Raw genomic sequence first — 20,633 nt, forward strand, 5'->3', positions numbered from 1 at the left:
GGAGACCGCGCCATCAGGAGACGTACATGCGCTATTCAGCCTTGACCCAACGAATCGCCGGGGAGGGTGCAGCGGCCTGGCAGATTCACGACCGAGCGCTGGCGTTGCGCGCCGAGGGTGTCGATATATTGCTGCTGAGCGTGGGCGATCCGGATTTCGATACGCCGCTGCCGATTATCCACGGCGCCATCGACAGTTTGCTGGCAGGTGATACCCATTATTCCGAAGTGCGCGGCCGTTTGGCGCTGCGCCAGTTGATTGCCGCACGCCATCGGCGGCGCAGTGGTCAAGCGGTCGATGCCGACCATGTGATTGTCATGCCCGGCGCGCAATGCGCGGTGTATTCGGTGGCGCAATGCCTACTTGATCCGGGTGACGAGGTGATTGTCGCCGAGCCAATGTACGTGACCTACGAAGGCGTGTTTGGCGCCTGTGGCGCGACGGTGGTGCCGGTGCCGGTACGGCCGGAAAACGGCTTTCGCGTAGACCCCGCCGATGTCGCCGCGCGCATCACCCCCAAGACCCGCGCCATGCTGCTCAACAGTCCGAACAATCCCAGCGGGGCTAGTTTGCCGCTGCTGATCTGGCAGGAACTGGCGGCCTTGTGCATTCGTCACGATTTGTGGCTGATCAGCGATGAGGTCTACAGCGAACTGCTTTACGAGGGCGAGCACGTCAGCCCGGCGAGCCTGCCGGGCATGGCCGAGCGCACCGCGACGATCAATAGCCTGTCCAAATCCCACGCCATGACCGGCTGGCGCATCGGCTGGATGATCGGGCCGAAATCATTGGCTGAGCATTTGGTAAACCTGTCGCTGAGCATGTTGTTCGGCTTGCCGGATTTCGTCCAGAAAGCCGCGCAAGTGGCGCTGGAAACGGATTTGCCCGAAGTGACGCAGATGCGCGAGGAGTATCGCCTGCGTCGCGATCTGGTGTGCGAGCGGTTGCGCGGCTGTCCGGGTTTGCAGCCGATCCGGCCGGATGGCGGGATGTTCGTGATGGTCGATATCCGCCAGACCGGGCTCGGCGCGCAGGCGTTTGCCGAGCGGTTGCTGGAGGGCTATGGCGTGTCGGTGCTGGCCGGTGAAGCCTTCGGGCCGAGTGCGGCGGGGCATATTCGCATCGGGTTGGTGGTGGACCGGGTGAAACTGGCCGATGCCTGTGCGCGGATTGCCCTGTGTGCGGCGCAGTTGTTACAGATGCGCCGTGCCTGAGGGGTTTTGTGTTGCCTGAACGGGCCCCTTCGCGAGCAAGCGCGCTCCCACAGTGGCGTGCATTTCAAATGCGGGCTTGCTCGCGAAAACGGTCTGTCAGGCGACGGTTTTTCAGCCTTGCCAGGCCAATGGATTGACCAGATTCAAAGGCTTCTCCCCACCCAACGCCAGCAACAGATTCTCCACGGCACAGCGCGCCATCGCCTCGCGTGTCTCGTGGGTCGCCGATCCCATATGCGGCGTCGCCACCACATTATTGAGCTGCAACAACGGCGAGTCCTGATTCAACGGCTCACGCTCGAACACATCCAGGCCCGCCGCGCGAATCCGGTTATGGCGCAGTGCATCGATCAGCGCCGCCTCATCGACAACCTTGCCCCGGGAGATATTGATGAAGATGCTTTGCGGGCGCATCAGCGCGAACTGCTCAGCGCCGATCAGCCCTTCGGTTTGCGCGGTCAGCGGCAAGGTCAGGCAGATGAAATCGGCTTGCTTCAGCAAGTCTTCAAGGCTGCGGTACTGCGCATCAAAGCGATCCTCTACTGCCGGCTTACGCGACTGGCTGTGATAGATCACCGGCATGCCAAAGCCGAAATGTCCGCGCTGGGCCAATGCTTCGCCAATGCGGCCCATGCCGATGATGCCCAGCGTCTTGCCGTGCACATCGGTGCCGAAATGTGCCGGCCCGATGCTGCGCTGCCATTGGCCGCTGCGCACCATGTTGGCCAGTTCCACCACGCGCCGGGCCGCCGCCAGGATCAAGGCGAAACCGGTGTCGGCGGTGGTTTCGGTGAGTACGTCCGGGGTGTTGGTCAGCAGGATCTTGCGCCGCGTCAGGTAGTCGATGTCGTAGTTGTCGACGCCCACCGAAACGCTGGCGATGGCTTCGAGTTGTGGCGCCAGATCGAGCAACGGCGCATCGAGTTTCAGGCTGGCGCCGAGCAAGCCTTGGGCGCGGGGCAGGGCATCGCGCAGTTGCATGAGGCCGTCGGCATCGAGGCTGTCGATCAGCGTCACTTCGCACTGTTCTTGCAAACGCGCCATTAGCGCGGGCGAAAGTTTCTTGTACAACACGACCTGTTTTTTCATGGCAAAAGTCTCTTCAGGAATGAGCTGGCACGGCCCGCTTGGCGACGGCTTTGGCGACGACGCGATCACTGGCGCCGGGCTTGAGAAAAATCGTCAGCACCACCGACAGCATGAGCGCACCACTCATCAGCAGGTACGAAGCGCCAGGCGAGCCGGTGGAGCTGTTCAAATAACCGACCAGATAGGAGCCGCCGAACGAACCGAGCGCACCCATGCTATTGATCAGCGCCATCGCGCCGCCGGCAACGTTGGCCGGCAGAATTTCCGGGACGATGGCAAAGAACGGCCCGTAAGGTGCGTACATGCAGGCGCCGGCAATCACCAGCAGCGTGTACGACCACCAGAAATGATCGGCGCCGAGCGCGTAGGAGCCATAAAACGCAATCGAGGCGATCAGCAGCGGCGGCCAGACGAAGCGTTTGCGTTTTTGCAGTTTGTCCGAGCCCCACGAAACGACGAGCATGCCGATCACCGCCGCCAGATACGGCAGCGCCGACAGCCAGCCGGCCTCGATCATGTCCATTTGCGCGCCGGCCTTGAGGATCGACGGCAGCCACAGCACAAAGCCGTAGACGCCAATGCTCCAGCAGAAAAACTGCAGGGCCAGAATGATCACCTTCGGCGAGCGGAATGCCTCTGCATAGTTTTTCACCGCTTTGATCCCGACCTGTTCGGCGGCCAGGGCACTTTCCAGATCCTGCTTTTCCTGGTCGTTGAGCCACTTGGCCTGGGCCGGACGATCATCGGCCAGACGCCACCAGATAAACGCCCACAGCACCGCCGGCAAGCCTTCGATGATGAACATCCAGCGCCAACTGAAATGCTGCACCAGATACCCGGAAACCACCGACATCCACAGCATGGTCACCGGGTTGCCGAGGATCAGAAAGGTATTGGCCCGCGAGCGTTCGGCGCGGGTGAACCAATGGCACAGGTACACCAGCATCGCCGGCATGACTGCCGCTTCGACAACGCCGAGCATGAAGCGGATGACGATCAGCCAATAGGCGTTGGAGACCACGCCGGTCAACGTGGCGAGGCCACCCCAAAGGATCAGGCTGACGAAAATCAGTTTCTTCACGCTGTGTTTTTGCGCGTAGATGGCGCCCGGGACCTGGAAGAAAAAGTAGCCGAGGAAGAACAGCGCGCCGAGCAGCGAGGACAGGCCCGGGGTGATCATCAGGTCGGCGGCCATGCCGGACGCAGCGGCGAAACCGTAGTTGGCGCGATCCAGATACGCCAGGCTGTAGGTGATGAACACGATGGGCATGATGTACCACCAGCGGCGGGTGGCGAGGGTTGCGGTTTTCATGGGTCTTGCTCCTGAGCTTGTTGTTTTTGTCGCAGCAGGTTCAAATTTTGACGCTGATCAAGCGGGCCTCTTCGCGAGCAAGCCCGCTCCGGCAGTGGAATGCGTTTCATATGTGGGAGGGGGCTTGCTCGCGAAGGCGGCTTCAAATTCAGCGGATAACTCCTGGCGGGTCGGCAAACCTTCCATATCCCCGCGACTCTGCACCGCCCGACTGCCAATCCAGTTCGCACGCTGCACCGCCTCGGCAAAACTCTGGTGCTCAAGCAGGGCACTGATCATCCCCACTGCGAAGCCATCGCCGGCACCCACCGTGTCGATGACATTGGCCACCGGCACCCCGGCGACAAATCCCTGATCCAGATGCGTGCGGTAATAGGCACCCTCTGGGCCAAGCTTGATCGCCACCGCCTCAGCACCTTGGTCCAGATAAAACGCCGCAATGTCCGCCGGGTCGTCGAAACCGGTGAGCAAACGACCTTCACTCAACCCCGGCAGTACCCAATGGGCGAGGGCGGCGAGGCGGTTGATCTGGCTGATCATCTCGCGCTCGCTGGCCCACAGGCTCGGGCGCAGATTGGGGTCGAACGATACGCTGCGCCCGGCGTTGCGCATGCGGGTCATCAACTCAGAGGACATCTCCCGCGCCGAGGCCGAGAGCGCTGGAGGGATGCCCGTCGCATGCAGATGGCGAGCGCTCAGCAGATGGGTCGTAATCGACTGTGGCGACAATTGACTGGCCGCCGAGCCTCGACGGAAATATTCGACTTGCGGGTCGCTGCCATCGTCGGTGCGGGACTTGAACTGGAAACCAGTGGGGTGCGCCTTGTCGACATCAACATGGCTGCAATCCAGACCTTCCTTGATCAAGGTCTCGACCACAAAGCGTCCGAGCGAATCGTTGCCGACCCGACTCAGCCAAGCCACATTGAAACCCAGCCGCGAAAGCCCGATTGCCACGTTGCTATCGGCTCCGGCAATACGTTTATGGAAGTGCTCGACCGCCGCCAGATCACCGCATTGCTCGGCCACCAGCATCGCCATGGTTTCGCCAAACGACAGAATATCGATCTCAGACATGAGCAGGCTCCAGACGGCATTGGCCGAGACGGGCGAGGGTGGCGACGTGTTCGCGGGTCAACTCGACCAGATCATCACCCTGCAATGGATACTCGGCCGCGCGCATAACGCCTTGAGCCATGTGCCTCAGCAGTTGTTCCCACAAATGCAGATCGCTCGCGGCGGGCGGCACTGCCACCCGTTTGCCGTCGGCGCGGCGGGCCACGGCTTTGCAATGCACATAACCGACGTGGCGACCGAGCAGGCGCGCGGCGTTGGTGGCGGACTGGTCCTGCCACTGCCAGTTGCCGATGTCGAAGGTCATTTTGATCGGCAGGTTGTGTGCTTCGATGGCAGTGAAGAACCGCTGAAACGGCTCGATCCGCCCGCCGTGCAGAGTCTGGTCGTTCTCTACCAGCAACTGCACCTCGATATTGCCGAGCAATGGCTTTAGGGCTGACAGATCGCAGTTGTCGGTGAAGTAGCCGAGTGAAACCTTCAGCCACTTCGAACCGAACGCCTCGGCGTGTTGCAGGGCAGTAATCAACTCCGGGTTGGGATGGGACTGGCCGGCCAGCCACAGTTCGGTCGGCGACGAATAGATGCTTTGCAAACCCAGCGCCTGAGTGGCGGCGCTCAACTGCGCGGGTACTTCTCGGGTCAGCAATTCCTCGCGCCACTCGATGCGATCAGCTCCGGCGGCAGCCAATACGTCGATAAAAAAATCTTGCCCGCGCAGACGTACAAGCTCGGCGCCGTAGCTGGACAGGCTGATGGAAACAGCAGGTCTATTCATTGTTGTGTACCTCTGAAACCGGTTTCATTTTTGTTTAAATTTTTTTCAGATGTTTCTCTGTTGTTCCTTCGGGCCCTTTCGCGAGCAAGCCCGCTGCCACCCTGGAATGCGATCCCATTGTGGGATCGGGCTTGCTCGCGAAGAGGCCAGATCAGTCACCGCAAAATCCCGAGGGTCGAACCCCGCTCAACCAGCACCGGCGCAAAATCCAGCACCCGCGCCGCTTCATCATTCCCACGCAAACGCTTGAGCAAACACTCGAACGCCCGCGCGCCAATCTCCTCGGTCGGTTGGGCGAGCGCAGTGATCCCGCTGCCCACCAATGGATACCAATCCAGATCATCCAGGGCGATGAGCCCGACATCCTCGAACAGCCGCGAACCGATCGTCCGCAACGCATGGGTCGCCGCCAGCGCCGCCACACCGTTGGCGCAGAACAGCGCCTTCGGCCCGGTATCTGGCGTGTTTAGAAAAATGTGAAGCTGAGTGGCCAGATCGTTGCCGGTTTCCAGCACCGCCCCGGTCAAATCGGAACGTTGAGCAATTTGCGCCTGAAAACTGCTGACCCGCTCGATCCGCGAACTGGTGCCGTCATACGGCTCAGTGACCAGCACCAGATCCCGATAACCGCGCTGCTCGAGATGGGTAAGCGCCATCTCGACAGCCTGCGGGTTATTCAGCCCGACCATGTCGCTGTCGAGACCGTCGACCTTGCGATCCACCAGCACCAGCGGTATCTCGCGGCGCAACTCATGCAACTCGTCACGGTGATGGCCAAGTGTGTTCACGATCAGGCCTTCGATGTTGTACGAGCGCAACAGCGCCAGGTGCTGGCGTTCCTGCTCGTCATCACGGTCGGTGTTGCACACCACCAGGCTGTAGCCGTGCGCACGGCAGGCGGTTTCCACCCCGTGCATCACGGCAATCGAATAAGGGTTACGGATATCGGCGACCAGCATGCCGATCAGGCGCGTACGCCCGCGTTTCAGACCGCGAGCCATCTGATTGGGACGATAGCCGAGTTCGGCAATTGCCTGCTCTATGCGCAGGGCAATGGCATCCGAGAGCAGGGCGCGATCATCGCCGATGAAGCGCGAGACGCTGGCCTTGGACACGCCTGCGCGTCTGGCAACATCAAGCATGGTGACGCGGCTGTGCTGAGCGGCGGAAAGGACGTTCAATTCGGTAGACCTTATTTTTGGAGGGTAGCGGTTCAATATGAAATACCACTGAAACCGGTTTCAGAAGACACTATCAAACCCTGGGTCGTCAACCTTCAAATACGTCAAAAGCATTCATGGCAAGCCGGATTTCCGACAGGCGGTTACTTGACCTGTCAGATCTGACAGTAGGCAGTTTCTGGATAACAGCGCTTAATTTCTTCAGGCCAAGGTGACCATCCAGTGAGAAATTCCATGCCGACCAAAGCGCCAATTACTGCCAGCAGCACATTGAATTCCGCTGTGCTCCTGAGCCTTCCGCGAGTGGACGGAGTTGACCCCCAAGATCCGGCGGGAACATTGCCGCCGGACGCAAAACAAGTCGGCATCGTCTGCGTGATTGACCGCTGGCTGAATTTTCCTGTTTCTGGCGCGCGCAAAGACCGTGTCGAGATCTTCATTGCCGGTAATCCCGATTTTGTCGCCTGGGGCGAATATGGGGCCGCGGACGACGCTGTGGAATTTCGTATTTCAGTGGCTCCCGAGAAACTACCGGATGTGGCGACGTTTGAGTTGTTTTATACGGTCCGTTCGATCAACCCTACGACGTCGGATAAACGACGCCTCACCTACGCAATCGTTGCGCCACCGCAACGTTTGAAAGAGGCGGGTTTTCCCGACGCAGACCTTTGGGGATACATCGGTTGTCATAAAAATTATCCCGACGATCCGGAGTCCTTGTTTATCTGGGAAGGGATTCGCGTCGAGATCCCCTTTGATGATTTATTTGAACCAAAAGATGTTCTCATGGTGTATTGGCAAGCATGGAACTCTCTAAACGGACCAGGAGAATTAGTAGATCCATTAACGCCAGAGTTCGAATTCACTGAGGTTGTAACTGATGTTGTAAGCAAGCAACCGGTAAAGTTGGTGATAAAACCATTTGCCTCACATATAGAGCCGATGCGAAACAAGCATTCAGCGACCGTCAATTACCAGTTATTGCGAAATGGAGTTGCTATATTTCGCTCTTTTCCCGGGCTGGTGAAAGTAGACAGGGTGATTCCGGGAGAAACCGAATATTGCGCTGACTCAAGTTGGATGACTTGATCAGAGCGTAATAGTGGCAGCGATATCACGACTGCAGTTGGCGCCGTTCGCCATTGTCGAAGATGCATGGGTTGAAGACATTTTCTACGCAATGGAGAAAGCACATGACAAGTATTCAAACAGCGGCGTCAGGGTCACCAGTGGGCATTTTGGCTGCGCCGACCCCGGAGTTACCGGATGGGCGCGGTCCAAACAAGAACATTATTCCGATAGCCGCGATTCCTGTGGGCGGCCCGCTGACACTTATGGTCAAGACTAATGTGTGGTTGAACCCCCACGACTTGGATGAGATCACCCTTGATGTCACGCGAACCCAACCTCCCGCCACCCCGTTGCCGACAGACTTCACGCAGCTACCACGGGTGAGACTCGGTAACGTGGCCAGCCGCCCTGTAGATTTTCCGATCACAGTGCCTACCGAATATCTGGGCGAAGATGCAACCCCTGACGGACCGACGCCGATCTGGGTTCGTAGCTCGCTGTATCAGCGGGGGCTCAACCCGCTGGTCGGCCCTGTGATGCAGTTTTTTATCGACCGCACCGGTGCCTGGCAGGCTAAACCTGCACAAACAGGTACAAATCCCGGGCAAATCCCTGGCGCCAAAACAATTCCACCAGCCACGTTTCCAAATGCCCCCGGCGATCTCGATGACACATGGGCGAACCTGCCAGGTAACTCAGGGGGATTGCAGGTAGAAATTGATACCGGCTACGCCAACTTTCAGTCGGATGACACGTTGACCCTGTTCGTGGCAGGTATACGTACCAACCCTCCGCAAGTGCCGCCTTTTTTCGACGGGCCAATGCCCACCGATGGCAAGCTGTCCATCCCGACCGCAGAGCTGCGCAAGGTAACGAGCGGCCGGGTGTTCATCTGGTTCATCATAACTGACGCTGCCAGCAACCAGAGCGCATGGGGTGTGTATTACAGAAACGTACGTTTTCTGCCACTTCCTAAATTGGGCGTAATTACCGTCCCGGCAAACGAAGATGGTCTGATCGATTTACAAGATGCGCGTGCAGGTGTGAAGGTAAAAGTCAGCCGGTTGGTAGATACGCTCGACACCGATGGAGTGAGCCTGACGTATGGCACTCAACCTGCCCAGGATCTCGATTTCAATGCACTCACGGAGCTGGAGTTCACCATTCCATGGTCGAGTCTGAGCAAACAATACTTTGATAACCAGACGGGGACGAATTTTGAGCTGGACGTGGTCGTCAAAGCTGACTTGATGCGTAGCGGTTTATCGATCGACGATGGAACGATAACTGTCAAAACAGATTTCTCGACGCATCCGCCTTATACCGTCGACCCGGCGAACCCACCCCCTGAGGTTAATACCGAGTTCAAGAAACTTATTGTCCGCGGACAGGCCCCTGTTACGGACAACGTGCTCGGCCCTCATGACGTCAATCAAACAGCCAAGGCTCACATCGATGTATCGCCTGTCACAGTCGGGACGACATTTCCCGATCCCGAAGCGGGCGATCTGGTCACTCTGATGTATCTCGGGGATCAAGGCGAAATTATCGTTAATTCAATGCTAATGAATCTATCGAATATCAATACAATCATTGAGGTAGATTTGCCATATAGCGTTGTCGGCCCGGGTGGTATTGGATCTAAAGACGCTTGGTGGGTATATGAAAACCCGGCTCGAAATAATACTCAAAAGTCGGAAAAAGAGACGGTAACTGTCAATACTGTAGTCATCGTCCTCGATAAACCGGAATTCCAACGTCCACCTACCGATGGCACCGGATACCCGTACATCATTTGCGGAAGTTTGACGGGAGATGAACACGTTGCGAGGTTCAAGATCCAGCCAAATGATCATTTCACCGATGGGATGCAAATCACATTCAATTGGCAAGGCTGGCATGACGAAGCTTATACGATAGATGCGCCGGCCGATACCGTGTTTAGTGAGACTCGTGCTATCACCGCGACAGAACTAACGGCTGGCATGATCTGGGACATTCCGTATACACCTAATATTCGCAATCTTCCTCGTCCTCCTGCTACCCCAGCTGATCCAGCCGATTTTTATGCGGGCTATGTGAAAATCTGGTACTCCACGCCGACTGTGCCTACATCGGAAGTTGAAGAAATGGTGGTTTACTTGCTCAACGGTGACCTCAAGTACTGCGAGACGGAACCGGGTTGGGATCCTGCGCCTGCTCCTTAATCGGCAATCGGTGTTATTGCATTGCCGGGAGAGCGAAACTCCTCCGGCAATGCAACCTCGTTGACGACTAAAAACGTACGTTGCATCTCGATTCTGAAGGATTAAACCCACTAACAAAGAGGATTGTTCCTACAGAGATGGTTCGGGCCTGCAGGTATCCTCTGCCCCCCCTCAACCACGGGTGACTGAAGGGGCTTGATTATCTGAGCCGTCGTTTTTCAGTCCCGATTAAACTCAATGAGAAGTTAATATGACGATTGAAAAAAGACTGGGGCCGACAGTTTTAAAAATTACTGGCACGCTCTCATACGCGGCAGTGCTAGTTGCGTTCTCGGAGGTTTCTTTTTCGCGAAATCTCAACCCTGGCGAGGTCGAAACCGTATCCGTCGGTGCTACGCCAGAGGCCTGGTTCATCCCTACCACTGCCACGCTCAACCTCAATGGTGGTGATGCGCTTAACATCGTTGTCGGCGGTGGGACGTTAAACGCGATTTCCGCCAACACTTCACAGATTGAAGCCTCCGCAGATGCCCTCGTGACTCTGGATGGGGCGACGGTGACCGGTAGCAATTTTGACACTGCGCTGAGCTTGACCGACAGTTCGGCAGTGGTATCCGGCAGTACGCTGTCCAGCGATGGCAGAGCTATGTTGCTTGCGCGCGACCTGAACATACCCGTTGGCTCAACAGCGACCGTCACTGGCAGTACGCTGACAGGAGGTTTCTCGGGTGCCGCGGTGACATCCCTCAGTACGTTGAATCTGGTGGACAGCCGGGTTGAAGGGACCGACGCAGGTGGTGTTGGCCTCGAGCTTTATGGCGGCAACGCCAACATCAGTGCAGACAGCCGGGTCATCGGAGAACTGAACGGGATCATCTTCGGCGAGGACACCGTTTTGAACCCGAGCGATGTCACCGCACAGAGCGTATTGAAGGTTGATGGGTCAACCGTGCAGGGCCGCACCGGCGCAGCGATCAAAGTCGATTTTGCGACGCCGGACGATCAACCGGTATTGATCGAAATAGCCAACCGTTCGAACCTGATCGGCGGCAACGGCAATATCCTCGAAGTCATCGATGGCGCAGCGGCGCGATTTCAGGTCGACAACAGCCAGTTGACGGGCAATGTAGAGGTTGCTGACGGTGGAACCGCCGCCGTTTTCTTGCAAAACAATGCCAGCCTTGATGGCAATTTGCTCAACGTTGCCTCTGTTTCGCTCGATACCCGAAGCATACTCACCGGTAACATTCAGGGCTCGGGGACTGGCGTCGTGACGCTGGACAACGACTCGATCCTGCACGGTTCGGTTACCGGCGTCAGTACTATGTCCATCGGGCGTGGTGCTGAATGGAACCTGGTTGGCAACAATTCGTTATCGAATGTCCAAATGCATGGCGGGAACGTGAGACTCGGCACGCCCGCCGAGTTCGTCCGCCTGGACGTTGCCAACTTGTCAGGCAATGGCCGGTTTTTTTTGGATGCTGACGTGTCCACCGGTGAAACCGACTTTCTCAATGTCACGGAGTCAGCCAGTGGCCGTCATGAGCTGGTGGTCGGTGCAAGCGCCAGCGAACCTGTCACTGGTGCACCCGTTCAAGTGGCTAACATCGCTGGCGGGGATGCTCAGTTCGATCTGAGAAACGGTCAGGTTGATCTTGGTGCTTTGGCGTACAAACTGGTGCGAGAGGGCGAAGGTATTTTCCTACGAACGGATGGGACAACGCCGAGCACAGGTTCACAAACAGCACTGGCTATTGCCGGTACCGCACCGACGGTTATCTATTCGGAAATGACCACTCTCAATACCCGCCTCGGCGACCGTCGCATGGCCGGTACTCAACCCCGGTCGCGATCGGTTGCTGCACTGGACTCAAATAATCAGAACGCGACATCCGGCCTGTGGATACGGACACATGCCAATCAGTACAACGTCAAGAATGCCTACGGTGATGGTTATAAACAAAATCAGACTGGCGTCTCGTTGGGGGTGGATACGCCACTACCGATAGGTGATGGCCAATGGTTGATCGGAGTTTTTGGTGGATACAGCACCACTCGACTTAACCTTGCCCGTGGCAGCGCCGGCACGATCGACAGCACCTATGGCGGGATGTATCTGTCGTGGTATGACGAAATGACCGGGTACTACGTGGATACCGTTGGCAAAATCAACCGTTTTAGTAATGACGTCAAAGTCACCTTGAGCGATGACACTCGAACAAAGGGAGACTTCGATAATATCGGCATCAGTGGAACCGTCGAAGTGGGTAAGCATATCGTCTTGAACCGAGGTTACTTCATCGAGCCCTCTGCTCAGTTTGGTGTCGCGACTGTGAAAGGCAAAGACTACAAGTTGGACAATGGACTGCAGGTAGACAGCAACGAGACCCGCTCATTGCTCGGCAAGGTCGGAATGACAGTTGGCCGCGAGGTGGTGCTGAACAATGGCGGCAAACTGCAACCCAGGCTGCACGCGGCGGTAAGTCATGAATTCGTCAACAACAATCGTGTCAGCGTGAATGACACTGACTTCAACAACGATTTGTCCAGCACCAGTCTTGAGCTGACCGCTGGCCTGAACTGGGTGCCAGCCAATAACAAATGGCAGATGTATGGTGAGATAGGGACTAGCAGGGGCAGCAAAGCTGACCAGGAGCTAGGAGCGAGTGTCGGGTTGAGCTTCAATTTCTGATCGCATCAGCATTAAAAAAAGGAAGCTTCGCAGCTTCCTTTTTCCGTAGTCATTAAGCGTTTTTTCTTTTGCTCAGGTCGGCGACAGCGACAAACTCCCCTGTGATCGGGAATTCTTCGTTGCCGTTCTCTCCACCATGGTCAAAGGCGCCGGACCAGGTGCCACTCAGTGTTTTTTCAATGTCGTCATATCTCACTGTCAGGCTCCCGCTCACAGAGATGTGCAGATCACCCGTCGCGGGATTGGAATAGTAGGTGCTTCTGACATCATCGCTATCTTCGGACAGGTCATATGTCATCGATTGGGGTTTGGAAGGGAACACAAAATCAATCGTTCGCGTCACACCATTCACCGTGTATCCAGCGCTCAGGACGTAACGCGTGCCTTCCGGGTAGGGCTTCGGCCCGAAGGTAGGCGCAGAGGTAGATCGAAACTCCATGAATTGAGGGACTTTTACAAACCTGTAGCGTGGATTGGCATCGCCGTTGATCGTGGCTGACAAATAGGTATGCGCTGAAGCCGGAAAGATTGTCGCGTAGGCACGGGCTGCATAGCTCATGAGTTTTATCTCCATACGATATGGTGGGGGACATCCAAAGACTGACCCGTCCTACTTCTGGATGTTGTATGGAAGCCTGAATACAGCACGCCTGTAAACTGTCAGTGTTGACAGTTTACAGGCGTGCTTTTTTGTGATCTTTGAACGGCAGGAACCTGCCGTGTTTTTCAGCCGAACAACCCTGCTGCAATGTTGATCGAGAACCCGAGGATCGCCGTATTGAACACAAAACCGATCAACGACTGCGCCAGCACGATTTTTCGAATTTCCCGCGTCGCAACACCCACATCCGACGTTTGCACAGCCACCCCGATGGTGAACGAGAAGTACAGAAAGTCCCAATAATTGGGGGTAGTAAGTCCTTCGGAGAATCGCAGTGCCGGCTCCTTTCCATCCCAGGTGTAAAACAACCTCGCGTAGTGCACGCAGAAAATCACCCCGATCAGCAGCCATGAACCGATCACCGTCAGCGCGGTAAAACCGTAATGCATGAGTTTGCGCGTGGTTTCCAGATCCTTGCTGCCCGCCAGTTCGAAGGTGATGGTCGCCAGACTGGCCAGCGCGGCGATGCACACCACAAACAGTACCAGCCCGGCATTTTCGTCTTCGACTTCAGCAATGCGTTTGACGTCCGGGGCCTTGGCGCGCACGGTCAGCCAGAACATCAGGATCAGGTAAGTCCAGACACCGGCGTTCCAGCCGATGAGGATTTTGCTGACGATGGAATCGGCGGGGACCAGCAAACCGCTGGCGAGGCCGAGGAGGGCGGCGGCGGACAGGCGAGGGTGGGTGCGGGCGAGGAAGCGCATGAGGACTCGATGGGCCAGGGTGGTTCAGACACCTTAGCCCAGCGATGACAGTTGTGACCACAACGTTGGATGTTTGCAAAATTCCTATGGGAGCGAGCCTGCTATCAGTGGGGTTTGGTGAATCGTTGTACGAGCTTCATGACGACGACGAAGAAGACAGGTACGAAAATTACTGCGAGCGTGGCGGTGATCATCCCACCGATCACACCAGTACCGATCGCCTGTTGGCTCGCCGAGCTTGCGCCAGTGGCAATCGCGAGCGGCACCACACCGAGAATGAATGCCAGCGAAGTCATCACGATCGGCCGCAGACGCAAACGCGCTGCCTGCAACGTCGCATCGATCAGATCGTGGCCTTCGTCGTATAGGCTCTTGGCGAATTCGATAATCAGGATCGCGTTCTTCGCCGAAAGGCCAATGATTGTGATCAGGCCAACCTTGAAGAACACGTCGTTGGGCATGCCGCGCAGCGTCACCGCCAATACCGCACCGAGCACGCCCAAGGGCACCACCAGCAACACCGAAGTCGGGATCGACCAGCTCTCGTACAGCGCTGCCAGACACAGGAACACCACCAGCAGCGACAGACCGAGCAGAATCGGCGCCTGATTGCCGGACAAGCGTTCCTGCAACGACAGCCCGGTCCATTCCTGACCCAGACCTTTCGGCCCCTGCGCCACCAGACGTTCAATCTCCGCCATGGCCTCACCGGTGCTGTGTCCCGGCGACGGTTCGCCGGAAATCGCAATCGCCGGATAGCCGTTGTAACGAGTCAACTGCGCCGGGCCTTGAATCCAGTTGGCCTGCACGAACGCTGACAGCGGCACCATGTGCCCGGTGTTGTTGCGTACGTGCATTTTCAGCAGATCGGCCACCTGGCTGCGTTGATCGCCTTCGGCTTGCACGACAACACGCTGCATGCGCCCCTGATTGGGGAAATCGTTGATGTAGCTGGAGCCGACGGCAGTCGACAGCACGTTGCCGATATCGGCGAACGATACGCCAAGGGCATTGGCCTGCTTGCGGTCGACCACCAACTGCACCTGCGGCGCTTCGGCCAGCGCGCTTTCTCGCACGTTCATCAGTACCGGGCTTTTCTCGGCGGCGGCGAGCAGTTCGGTGCGCGCTTGCATCAAGGTCGCATGGCCGAGGCCGCCGCGATCCTGCAAACGGAACTCGAAACCGCTGGACGTGCCGAGGCCATCCACGGGCGGTGGCAGCACCGAGAACGCCATGGCGTCCTTGATTTCAGTCAGTGCGATATTGGCGCGATCGGCAATCGAGCTGGCGGCATCATCACTGCTGCGCTGCGACCAGTCCTTCAGCGTCGAGAACGCCAAGGCTGCGTTCTGGCCGCTACCGGAGAAGCTGAAACCGAGAATCACCACCGTGTCACTGATCCCTGGCTCGCCGGCGTTATGTGCCTCAAGCTGTTCAGCCACGGCCACCGTACGATTCTTGGTCGCACCGGGCGGCAGTTGAATATCCGTGATGGTGTAGCCCTGATCTTCCACCGGCAGGAACGAGGAGGGCAGACGCGCAAAGCACAGGCCCAGTCCAACCAGCAGCACAGCGTAGATCAGCAGGTAACGGCCGCTGCGTTTCAACGCATAGCCGACCCAGCCCTGATAGCGATCAGTCAGGCGCTCGAAGCGGCGGTTGAACCAGCCGAAAAACCCGGGCTTCTCGTGATGCTCACCCTTGGCAATCGGCTTGAGCAGCGTCGCGCACAATGCCGGCGTCAGGGTCAGGGCGAGGAACGCCGAGAACAGAATCGACGTCGCCATCGACAGCGAGAACTGCTGGTAAATCACCCCGACCGAGCCTTGCATGAACGCCATCGGAATAAACACCGCGACCAGCACCAGCGTGATGCCGATGATCGCGCCGGTGATCTGCGTCATCGCCTTGCGTGTGGCTTCCTTGGGCGACAGGCCTTCGGTGGCCATGATCCGCTCGACGTTCTCCACCACGACGATGGCGTCGTCCACCAGAATACCGATGGCCAAGACCATGCCGAACATTGTCAGCACGTTGATCGAGAAGCCCAGCGCCAGCATGGTCGCGAACGTGCCCATCAGCGCCACGGGCACCACCAGCGTCGGGATCAACGTGTAGCGTACGTTCTGCAGGAACAGGAACATCACCGCAAACACCAACAGCATCGCTTCGCCCAAGGTGTAAATCACTTTGGTGATCGAGACTTTGACGAACGGCGAGGTGTCGTACGGAATCTTGTATTCCACACCGGTCGGGAAGTAGCGCGACAGCTCATCCATCTTCGCCCGCACCAGGGTCGCGGTGCTCAGCGCGTTGGCCCCCGGCGACAACTGCACACCCACCGCCGTGGACGGCTTGCCGTTGAGACGCGTACCGAACTGGTATTCCTGACTGCCGATCTCGACCCGCGCGACGTCAGCGATGCGCACGGTGGAGCCGTCGGGGTTGGCCTTGAGCACGATGTCGGCGAATTCTTCAGGCGTCGACAACTGACCTTTGACCAGAATCGTTGCGGTGATTTCCTGGCTGGAAGGGTTCGGCAGATCGCCGATGCTGCCTGCCGACACCTGGGCGTTCTGCGCAACGATGGCAGCGTTGACGTCGGCCGGGGTCAGATTGAAACCGATGAGTTTCTGCGGATCGATCCAGATACGCATGGCCCGCTCGGCACCATACAGCTGAGCCTTGCCGACGCCGTCCAGGCGCTTGATCTCGTTCATCACGTTGCGCGCCAGAAAATCGCTCAGCGCCACGTCATCGAGCTTGCCGTCGCTGGACGTCAGGCTGATCAGCAACAGGAAGCCGGAGGACACTTTCTCCACCTGCAAACCCTGCTGAGTCACCGCTTGCGGCAGACGCGATTCGACGACTTTGAGGCGGTTTTGCACGTCGACCTGCGCCAGTTCCGGGTTGGTTCCCGGTTGGAACGTGGCCTTGATCGTCGCGCTACCGAGGCTGCTTTGCGACTCAAAGTAAAGCAGGTGGTCGGCGCCGTTGAGTTCTTCCTCGATCAGGCTGACCACGCTTTCATCGACGGTTTGCGCTGACGCGCCGGGGTACACGGCATAGATTTCGATTTGTGGCGGCGCGACATCGGGGTACTGCGCCACCGGCAACTGCGGGATGGCCAGTGCGCCGGCCAACAGGATGAACAGTGCAACCACCCAGGCAAACACCGGGCGATCGATAAAGAACTGCGGCATATAGAAGCGTCCTGCTTACTGACCAGAGGTCTGGGCAAGTGGAAGAGGGGTGTCGTCGATCTGTACTTTCTCGCCGGGGCGGGCGTGTTGCAGGCCTTCGATGACGATGCGGTCGCCGGGCTTGAGGCCGCCGGTGACGATCCAGCGATTGTTCTGCACCGCGCCCAGTTGCACTGGTTGCTCAGCGACGCGCATCTGCTCATCGACGGTCAGCACCTGAGCAATGCCGGCGCTGTCACGCTGCACGGCGCGTTGCGGTACGGTGATGCCGTTCGCGATGGTTGCCTGTTCCAGACGCACGCGAATGAAGCTGCCAGGCAACAGGTCGAGGTCGGGATTGGGGAATTCGCTGCGCAGGATGATCTGGCCGGTGCCCGGATCAACGGTGATGTCGCTGAACAAGAGTTTCCCCGGCAATGGATACAGACTGCCGTCATCCTGAATCAGCGTGGCCTTGACCTCGTCCTGGCCGACTTCCTGTAATTGCCCGGAGCGGAACGCGCGGCGCAATTCATTGAGCTCGCGGGTCGACTGGGTGAGGTCGGCGTAGATCGGGTTGAGTTGCTGGATCAGCGCCAAGGGGGTGGTCTCGTTCTGCCCGACCAGCGCGCCTTCGGTGACCAGCGCGCGGCCGATACGTCCGGAAATCGGCGCGGTGACGGTGGCGTAGCCGAGGTTCAGCTTCGCGCGCTCCACCGCGGCCTTGTTGGCGGCGACATCGGCGGCCGTTTGCCGGGTGTTGGCGCGGGCGTTGTCGTAGTCCTGAGCGCTGATGGCGTTGTCGTCGATCAACTGGGCGTAGCGCTGCTCCTGCAGTTTGGCTTGGAATGCATTGGCTTCCGCTTTGCGCAATGAGGCTTGAGCGCTGTCCAGATCCGCCTTGAACGGTGCCGGATCGATGCGGAACAGCACGTCGCCCTTTTTCACGTCGCTGCCTTCGCGGTAGGTGCGTTGCAATACCACGCCGGCGACCCGGGCGCGCACCTCGGCAATACGCGGCGCGGCGATTCGACCGCTGAGTTCGCTGCTGATCGACAGGGGGTGGGCTTCGATGGTCTCGATGCGCACGGTGGCTGGCGGGGATTGTTCTTCGGCGTTCGAGGAAGAATCGCAGGCGCCCAGCGTCAGTGCTATCGCGATCAGGCCGAGACCGGCCAACAGTTTGTTCGACATTTACCACCCCCAATATTGATGCCCGCATCCTACGGGCAGTTGCCGAGAGTAGCGGTGAAGCTTTGTAGGCGCTGTGTGAAATTGTGTAAGGGTTTTACTCAGGAATGGGCGAGGGCGTATATCCTTCAGGCCTTGAAATTTATTGCGACAGATAAACCGCTTTCGCGAGCAAACTCGCGATGAGGCCCACCCGGTCGCCACAGCACTTTCTGGAACACCCCATGCCCAACATCCTCCTGGTCGAAGACGACACCGCCCTCGCCGAACTGATTTCCAGCTACCTTGAGCGCAACGGTTATTCCGTCAGCGTCATTGGCCGTGGCGACCATGTGCGCGAGCGGGCGCGGGTCAATCCGCCGGATCTGGTGATCCTCGATCTGATGCTGCCAGGGCTCGACGGCTTGCAAGTCTGTCGTTTGCTGCGCGCCGACTCGGCGACGCTACCGATCCTGATGCTTACCGCACGCGACGACAGCCACGATCAGGTGCTGGGCCTGGAAATGGGCGCCGACGATTACGTCACCAAACCCTGTGAACCACGGGTGCTGTTGGCTCGGGTGCGCACGTTATTGCGCCGCAGCAGCCTTGGCGAGCCGTTGACGGCCAACGATCGCATCCTCATGGGTAACCTGTGCATCGACCTGTCGGAACGCACCGTGACCTGGCGCGAGCAGCCCGTCGAGTTGTCCAGCGGCGAGTACAACTTGCTGGTGGTGCTGGCGCGACACGCCGGCGAAGTGCTTAGCCGCGACCAGATTCTGCAACGTCTGCGCGGCATAGAGTTCAACGGCACTGACCGCTCCGTGGACGTGGCGATTTCCAAGTTGCGACGCAAGTTCGATGACCATGCCGGTGAGGCCCGCAAGATCAAGACCGTGTGGGGCAAGGGTTACTTGTTCAGTCGCTCTGAATGGGAATGTTGAGCTGATGTTTCGCATCCTGTTTCGTCTCTATCTGGTGACGATTGTCTCGTACAGCGCAGCGATCTATCTGGTGCCGGACCTGGTGGTCATGGCTTTCAGGGAGCGCTTCGTCACCTATAACCTTGATTTTTCCCGTGGTTTGCAAACGCTGATCACCAAACAGTTTCATGCGGTGCCCAAGGAACAATGGCCCGCTGTGGCGGCATCCATGGACAAAGATTTCCAGCCGCTGCACATCGTACTGGCGCGCATCGACGATGCCGACTTCACCGCCATTGAGCGAGAGCGATTGCAGCGCGGCGAGAACGTGGTCCGCATCGGCGACTGGGGCTGGCGTACGCTTGCCGTCACGCCGCTTGACGACACCTCTGTGGTGCAAATGGTCGTGCCCCCGGATCCACTGGACGTCAATCTGTTGTACTGGAGCATCAACGTATTGGTCGGCGCGACGCTGCTCGCCTGCCTGTTGATGTGGTTGCGCCCTCACTGGCGTGATCTGGAGCGCCTCAAAGGTACCGCTGAGCGTTTTGGTAAAGGCCATTTGAGTGAACGCACAAAAATCGCCCCGAGTTCGAACATCGGCAGCTTGGCCAATGTGTTCGACACCATGGCCGGCGACATCGAGAACCTGCTCAACCAGCAGCGCGATTTGCTCAATGCGGTCTCCCACGAATTACGCACGCCGTTGACGCGCCTGGATTTCGGCCTGGCGCTGGCGCTGTCCGACGAATTGCCAGCCACGAGCCGCGAGCGTTTGCAGGGATTGGTTGCGCACATTCGTGAGCTGGACGAGCTGGTGTTGGAGTTGCTGTCTTACAGTCGGCTGCAAAACCCGGCGCAGTTGCCCGAGCAGGTCGAGGTATCGCTGGATGAGTTCATCGACAGCATTTTGGGCAGCGTCGACGAAGAACTGGAGTCGCCGGATATCGTCATCGATGTGTTGCTGCACGGCCAGTTGGAGCGTTTTTCGCTCGATCCTCGATTGACCGCAAGGGCCATTCAGAATCTGCTGCGCAACGCCATGCGTTATTGCGAAAAGCGTATTCAGATCGGCGTGCAGGTTAGCGCTGCCGGTTGTGAGATCTGGGTGGATGACGACGGCATCGGTATTCCCGACGATGAGCGTGAGCGGGTTTTCGAACCGTTCTATCGGCTCGATCGCAGCCGAGATCGGGCCACAGGTGGCTTCGGCCTTGGGCTGGCGATCAGTCGCCGCGCACTGGAAGCGCAGGGCGGCACATTGACCGTCCAGACTTCGCCGTTGGGTGGGGCGCGATTCCGCCTGTGGCTACCCACCAACGCCTGATCATCAAATGCCTGTAGGCGCTGCGTGCTGCAGCTCCTACCG

The 20,633-nt window shown here is 58.2% G+C and carries 15 protein-coding genes; 6 read left to right on the top strand and 9 right to left on the bottom strand.

What is annotated here, in order from left to right; all coding sequences use genetic code 11:
• Positions 1 to 26 precede the first annotated feature (26 nt).
• Positions 27 to 1,214: a pyridoxal phosphate-dependent aminotransferase gene (locus tag ACIOWA_RS17705; protein ID WP_401161010.1), complete on the top strand. Its 1,188-nt coding sequence runs from the start codon at positions 27 to 29 to the stop codon at positions 1,212 to 1,214.
• Between the two features lie 111 nt (positions 1,215 to 1,325).
• On the opposite strand, the gene ACIOWA_RS17710 is transcribed toward ACIOWA_RS17705, so the two are convergent.
• The 5 genes from ACIOWA_RS17710 to ACIOWA_RS17730 form a co-directional block, all read right to left on the bottom strand.
• Entirely contained in the window at positions 1,326 to 2,303 is a 978-nt protein-coding gene (locus tag ACIOWA_RS17710; RefSeq protein ID WP_401161012.1) for a 2-hydroxyacid dehydrogenase, read from the bottom strand.
• 13 nt (positions 2,304 to 2,316) lie between these two features.
• Complete coding sequence (locus tag ACIOWA_RS17715) at positions 2,317 to 3,615, bottom strand: MFS transporter (RefSeq protein ID WP_339466535.1); 1,299 nt, start codon at positions 3,613 to 3,615, stop codon at positions 2,317 to 2,319.
• 57 nt (positions 3,616 to 3,672) lie between these two features.
• Positions 3,673 to 4,692 (bottom strand): sugar kinase, encoded by a 1,020-nt coding sequence (locus ACIOWA_RS17720; protein ID WP_401161014.1) that lies wholly within the window; start codon positions 4,690 to 4,692, stop codon positions 3,673 to 3,675.
• Positions 4,685 to 5,467: a sugar phosphate isomerase/epimerase family protein gene (locus tag ACIOWA_RS17725; protein ID WP_401161016.1), complete on the bottom strand. Its 783-nt coding sequence runs from the start codon at positions 5,465 to 5,467 to the stop codon at positions 4,685 to 4,687. The genes ACIOWA_RS17720 and ACIOWA_RS17725 overlap by 8 nt, the downstream gene beginning before the upstream one ends.
• Before the next feature lie 155 nt (positions 5,468 to 5,622).
• The gene (locus ACIOWA_RS17730; RefSeq protein ID WP_401161018.1) at positions 5,623 to 6,648 is read right to left on the bottom strand and encodes a LacI family DNA-binding transcriptional regulator; all 1,026 of its coding nucleotides are present in this window, start codon (positions 6,646 to 6,648) and stop codon (positions 5,623 to 5,625) included.
• A gap of 234 nt (positions 6,649 to 6,882) precedes the next feature.
• Here ACIOWA_RS17730 and ACIOWA_RS17735 point away from each other — a divergent pair, with 234 nt between their 5' ends.
• From ACIOWA_RS17735 to ACIOWA_RS17745, 3 genes are all read left to right on the top strand, one after another.
• Positions 6,883 to 7,737, top strand: a complete 855-nt coding sequence (locus ACIOWA_RS17735) for a hypothetical protein (RefSeq protein ID WP_401161020.1) — start codon at positions 6,883 to 6,885, stop codon at positions 7,735 to 7,737.
• A 104-nt stretch (positions 7,738 to 7,841) separates the two neighbouring features.
• On the top strand, positions 7,842 to 9,926 hold the full coding sequence (locus ACIOWA_RS17740; protein WP_401161022.1) for a hypothetical protein: 2,085 nt from the start codon (positions 7,842 to 7,844) through the stop codon (positions 9,924 to 9,926).
• A gap of 250 nt (positions 9,927 to 10,176) precedes the next feature.
• Positions 10,177 to 12,618 (top strand): autotransporter outer membrane beta-barrel domain-containing protein, encoded by a 2,442-nt coding sequence (locus tag ACIOWA_RS17745; protein ID WP_401161024.1) that lies wholly within the window; start codon positions 10,177 to 10,179, stop codon positions 12,616 to 12,618.
• A 52-nt stretch (positions 12,619 to 12,670) separates the two neighbouring features.
• Here the strand turns inward: ACIOWA_RS17745 and ACIOWA_RS17750 are convergent, their stop codons facing one another.
• The 4 genes from ACIOWA_RS17750 to ACIOWA_RS17765 all read right to left on the bottom strand — a co-directional run bounded on the left by ACIOWA_RS17750 (position 12,671) and on the right by ACIOWA_RS17765 (position 18,362).
• Entirely contained in the window at positions 12,671 to 13,177 is a 507-nt protein-coding gene (locus ACIOWA_RS17750; protein ID WP_339494548.1) for a hypothetical protein, read from the bottom strand.
• A 167-nt stretch (positions 13,178 to 13,344) separates the two neighbouring features.
• Positions 13,345 to 13,986: a DUF1345 domain-containing protein gene (locus tag ACIOWA_RS17755; RefSeq protein ID WP_339466523.1), complete on the bottom strand. Its 642-nt coding sequence runs from the start codon at positions 13,984 to 13,986 to the stop codon at positions 13,345 to 13,347.
• Positions 13,987 to 14,090: 104 nt separating this feature from the next.
• Positions 14,091 to 17,189 (bottom strand): multidrug efflux RND transporter permease subunit, encoded by a 3,099-nt coding sequence (locus tag ACIOWA_RS17760; protein ID WP_401161026.1) that lies wholly within the window; start codon positions 17,187 to 17,189, stop codon positions 14,091 to 14,093.
• 15 nt (positions 17,190 to 17,204) lie between these two features.
• Positions 17,205 to 18,362, bottom strand: a complete 1,158-nt coding sequence (locus ACIOWA_RS17765; RefSeq protein WP_339494545.1) for an efflux RND transporter periplasmic adaptor subunit — start codon at positions 18,360 to 18,362, stop codon at positions 17,205 to 17,207.
• A gap of 221 nt (positions 18,363 to 18,583) precedes the next feature.
• Here ACIOWA_RS17765 and ACIOWA_RS17770 point away from each other — a divergent pair, with 221 nt between their 5' ends.
• Together ACIOWA_RS17770 and ACIOWA_RS17775 are read left to right on the top strand one after the other, a co-directional pair.
• The gene (locus ACIOWA_RS17770; protein WP_122607702.1) at positions 18,584 to 19,285 is read left to right on the top strand and encodes a response regulator transcription factor; all 702 of its coding nucleotides are present in this window, start codon (positions 18,584 to 18,586) and stop codon (positions 19,283 to 19,285) included.
• Positions 19,286 to 19,289: 4 nt separating this feature from the next.
• Positions 19,290 to 20,591, top strand: a complete 1,302-nt coding sequence (locus tag ACIOWA_RS17775; RefSeq protein ID WP_339466518.1) for an ATP-binding protein — start codon at positions 19,290 to 19,292, stop codon at positions 20,589 to 20,591.
• The last annotated feature ends 42 nt before the right edge of the window (positions 20,592 to 20,633 follow it).

The sequence above is a fragment of the Pseudomonas sp. NPDC087614 genome (genome assembly GCF_044743485.1).
GTDB lineage: Bacteria > Pseudomonadota > Gammaproteobacteria > Pseudomonadales > Pseudomonadaceae > Aquipseudomonas > Aquipseudomonas baetica_A.

Bases quoted from the DNA above. Each gene is read 5' to 3' on its own strand.
- ACIOWA_RS17705 (WP_401161010.1), top strand. From the start codon at position 27: ATGCGCTATTCAGCCTTGACCCAACGAATCGCCGGGGAGGGTGCAGCG.
- ACIOWA_RS17710 (WP_401161012.1), bottom strand. From the start codon at position 2,303: ATGAAAAAACAGGTCGTGTTGTACAAGAAACTTTCGCCCGCGCTAATG.
- ACIOWA_RS17715 (WP_339466535.1), bottom strand. From the start codon at position 3,615: ATGAAAACCGCAACCCTCGCCACCCGCCGCTGGTGGTACATCATGCCC.
- ACIOWA_RS17720 (WP_401161014.1), bottom strand. From the start codon at position 4,692: ATGTCTGAGATCGATATTCTGTCGTTTGGCGAAACCATGGCGATGCTG.
- ACIOWA_RS17725 (WP_401161016.1), bottom strand. From the start codon at position 5,467: ATGAATAGACCTGCTGTTTCCATCAGCCTGTCCAGCTACGGCGCCGAG.
- ACIOWA_RS17735 (WP_401161020.1), top strand. From the start codon at position 6,883: ATGCCGACCAAAGCGCCAATTACTGCCAGCAGCACATTGAATTCCGCT.
- ACIOWA_RS17740 (WP_401161022.1), top strand. From the start codon at position 7,842: ATGACAAGTATTCAAACAGCGGCGTCAGGGTCACCAGTGGGCATTTTG.
- ACIOWA_RS17745 (WP_401161024.1), top strand. From the start codon at position 10,177: ATGACGATTGAAAAAAGACTGGGGCCGACAGTTTTAAAAATTACTGGC.
- ACIOWA_RS17750 (WP_339494548.1), bottom strand. From the start codon at position 13,177: ATGAGCTATGCAGCCCGTGCCTACGCGACAATCTTTCCGGCTTCAGCG.
- ACIOWA_RS17755 (WP_339466523.1), bottom strand. From the start codon at position 13,986: ATGCGCTTCCTCGCCCGCACCCACCCTCGCCTGTCCGCCGCCGCCCTC.
- ACIOWA_RS17760 (WP_401161026.1), bottom strand. From the start codon at position 17,189: ATGCCGCAGTTCTTTATCGATCGCCCGGTGTTTGCCTGGGTGGTTGCA.
- ACIOWA_RS17765 (WP_339494545.1), bottom strand. From the start codon at position 18,362: ATGTCGAACAAACTGTTGGCCGGTCTCGGCCTGATCGCGATAGCACTG.
- ACIOWA_RS17770 (WP_122607702.1), top strand. From the start codon at position 18,584: ATGCCCAACATCCTCCTGGTCGAAGACGACACCGCCCTCGCCGAACTG.
- ACIOWA_RS17775 (WP_339466518.1), top strand. From the start codon at position 19,290: ATGTTTCGCATCCTGTTTCGTCTCTATCTGGTGACGATTGTCTCGTAC.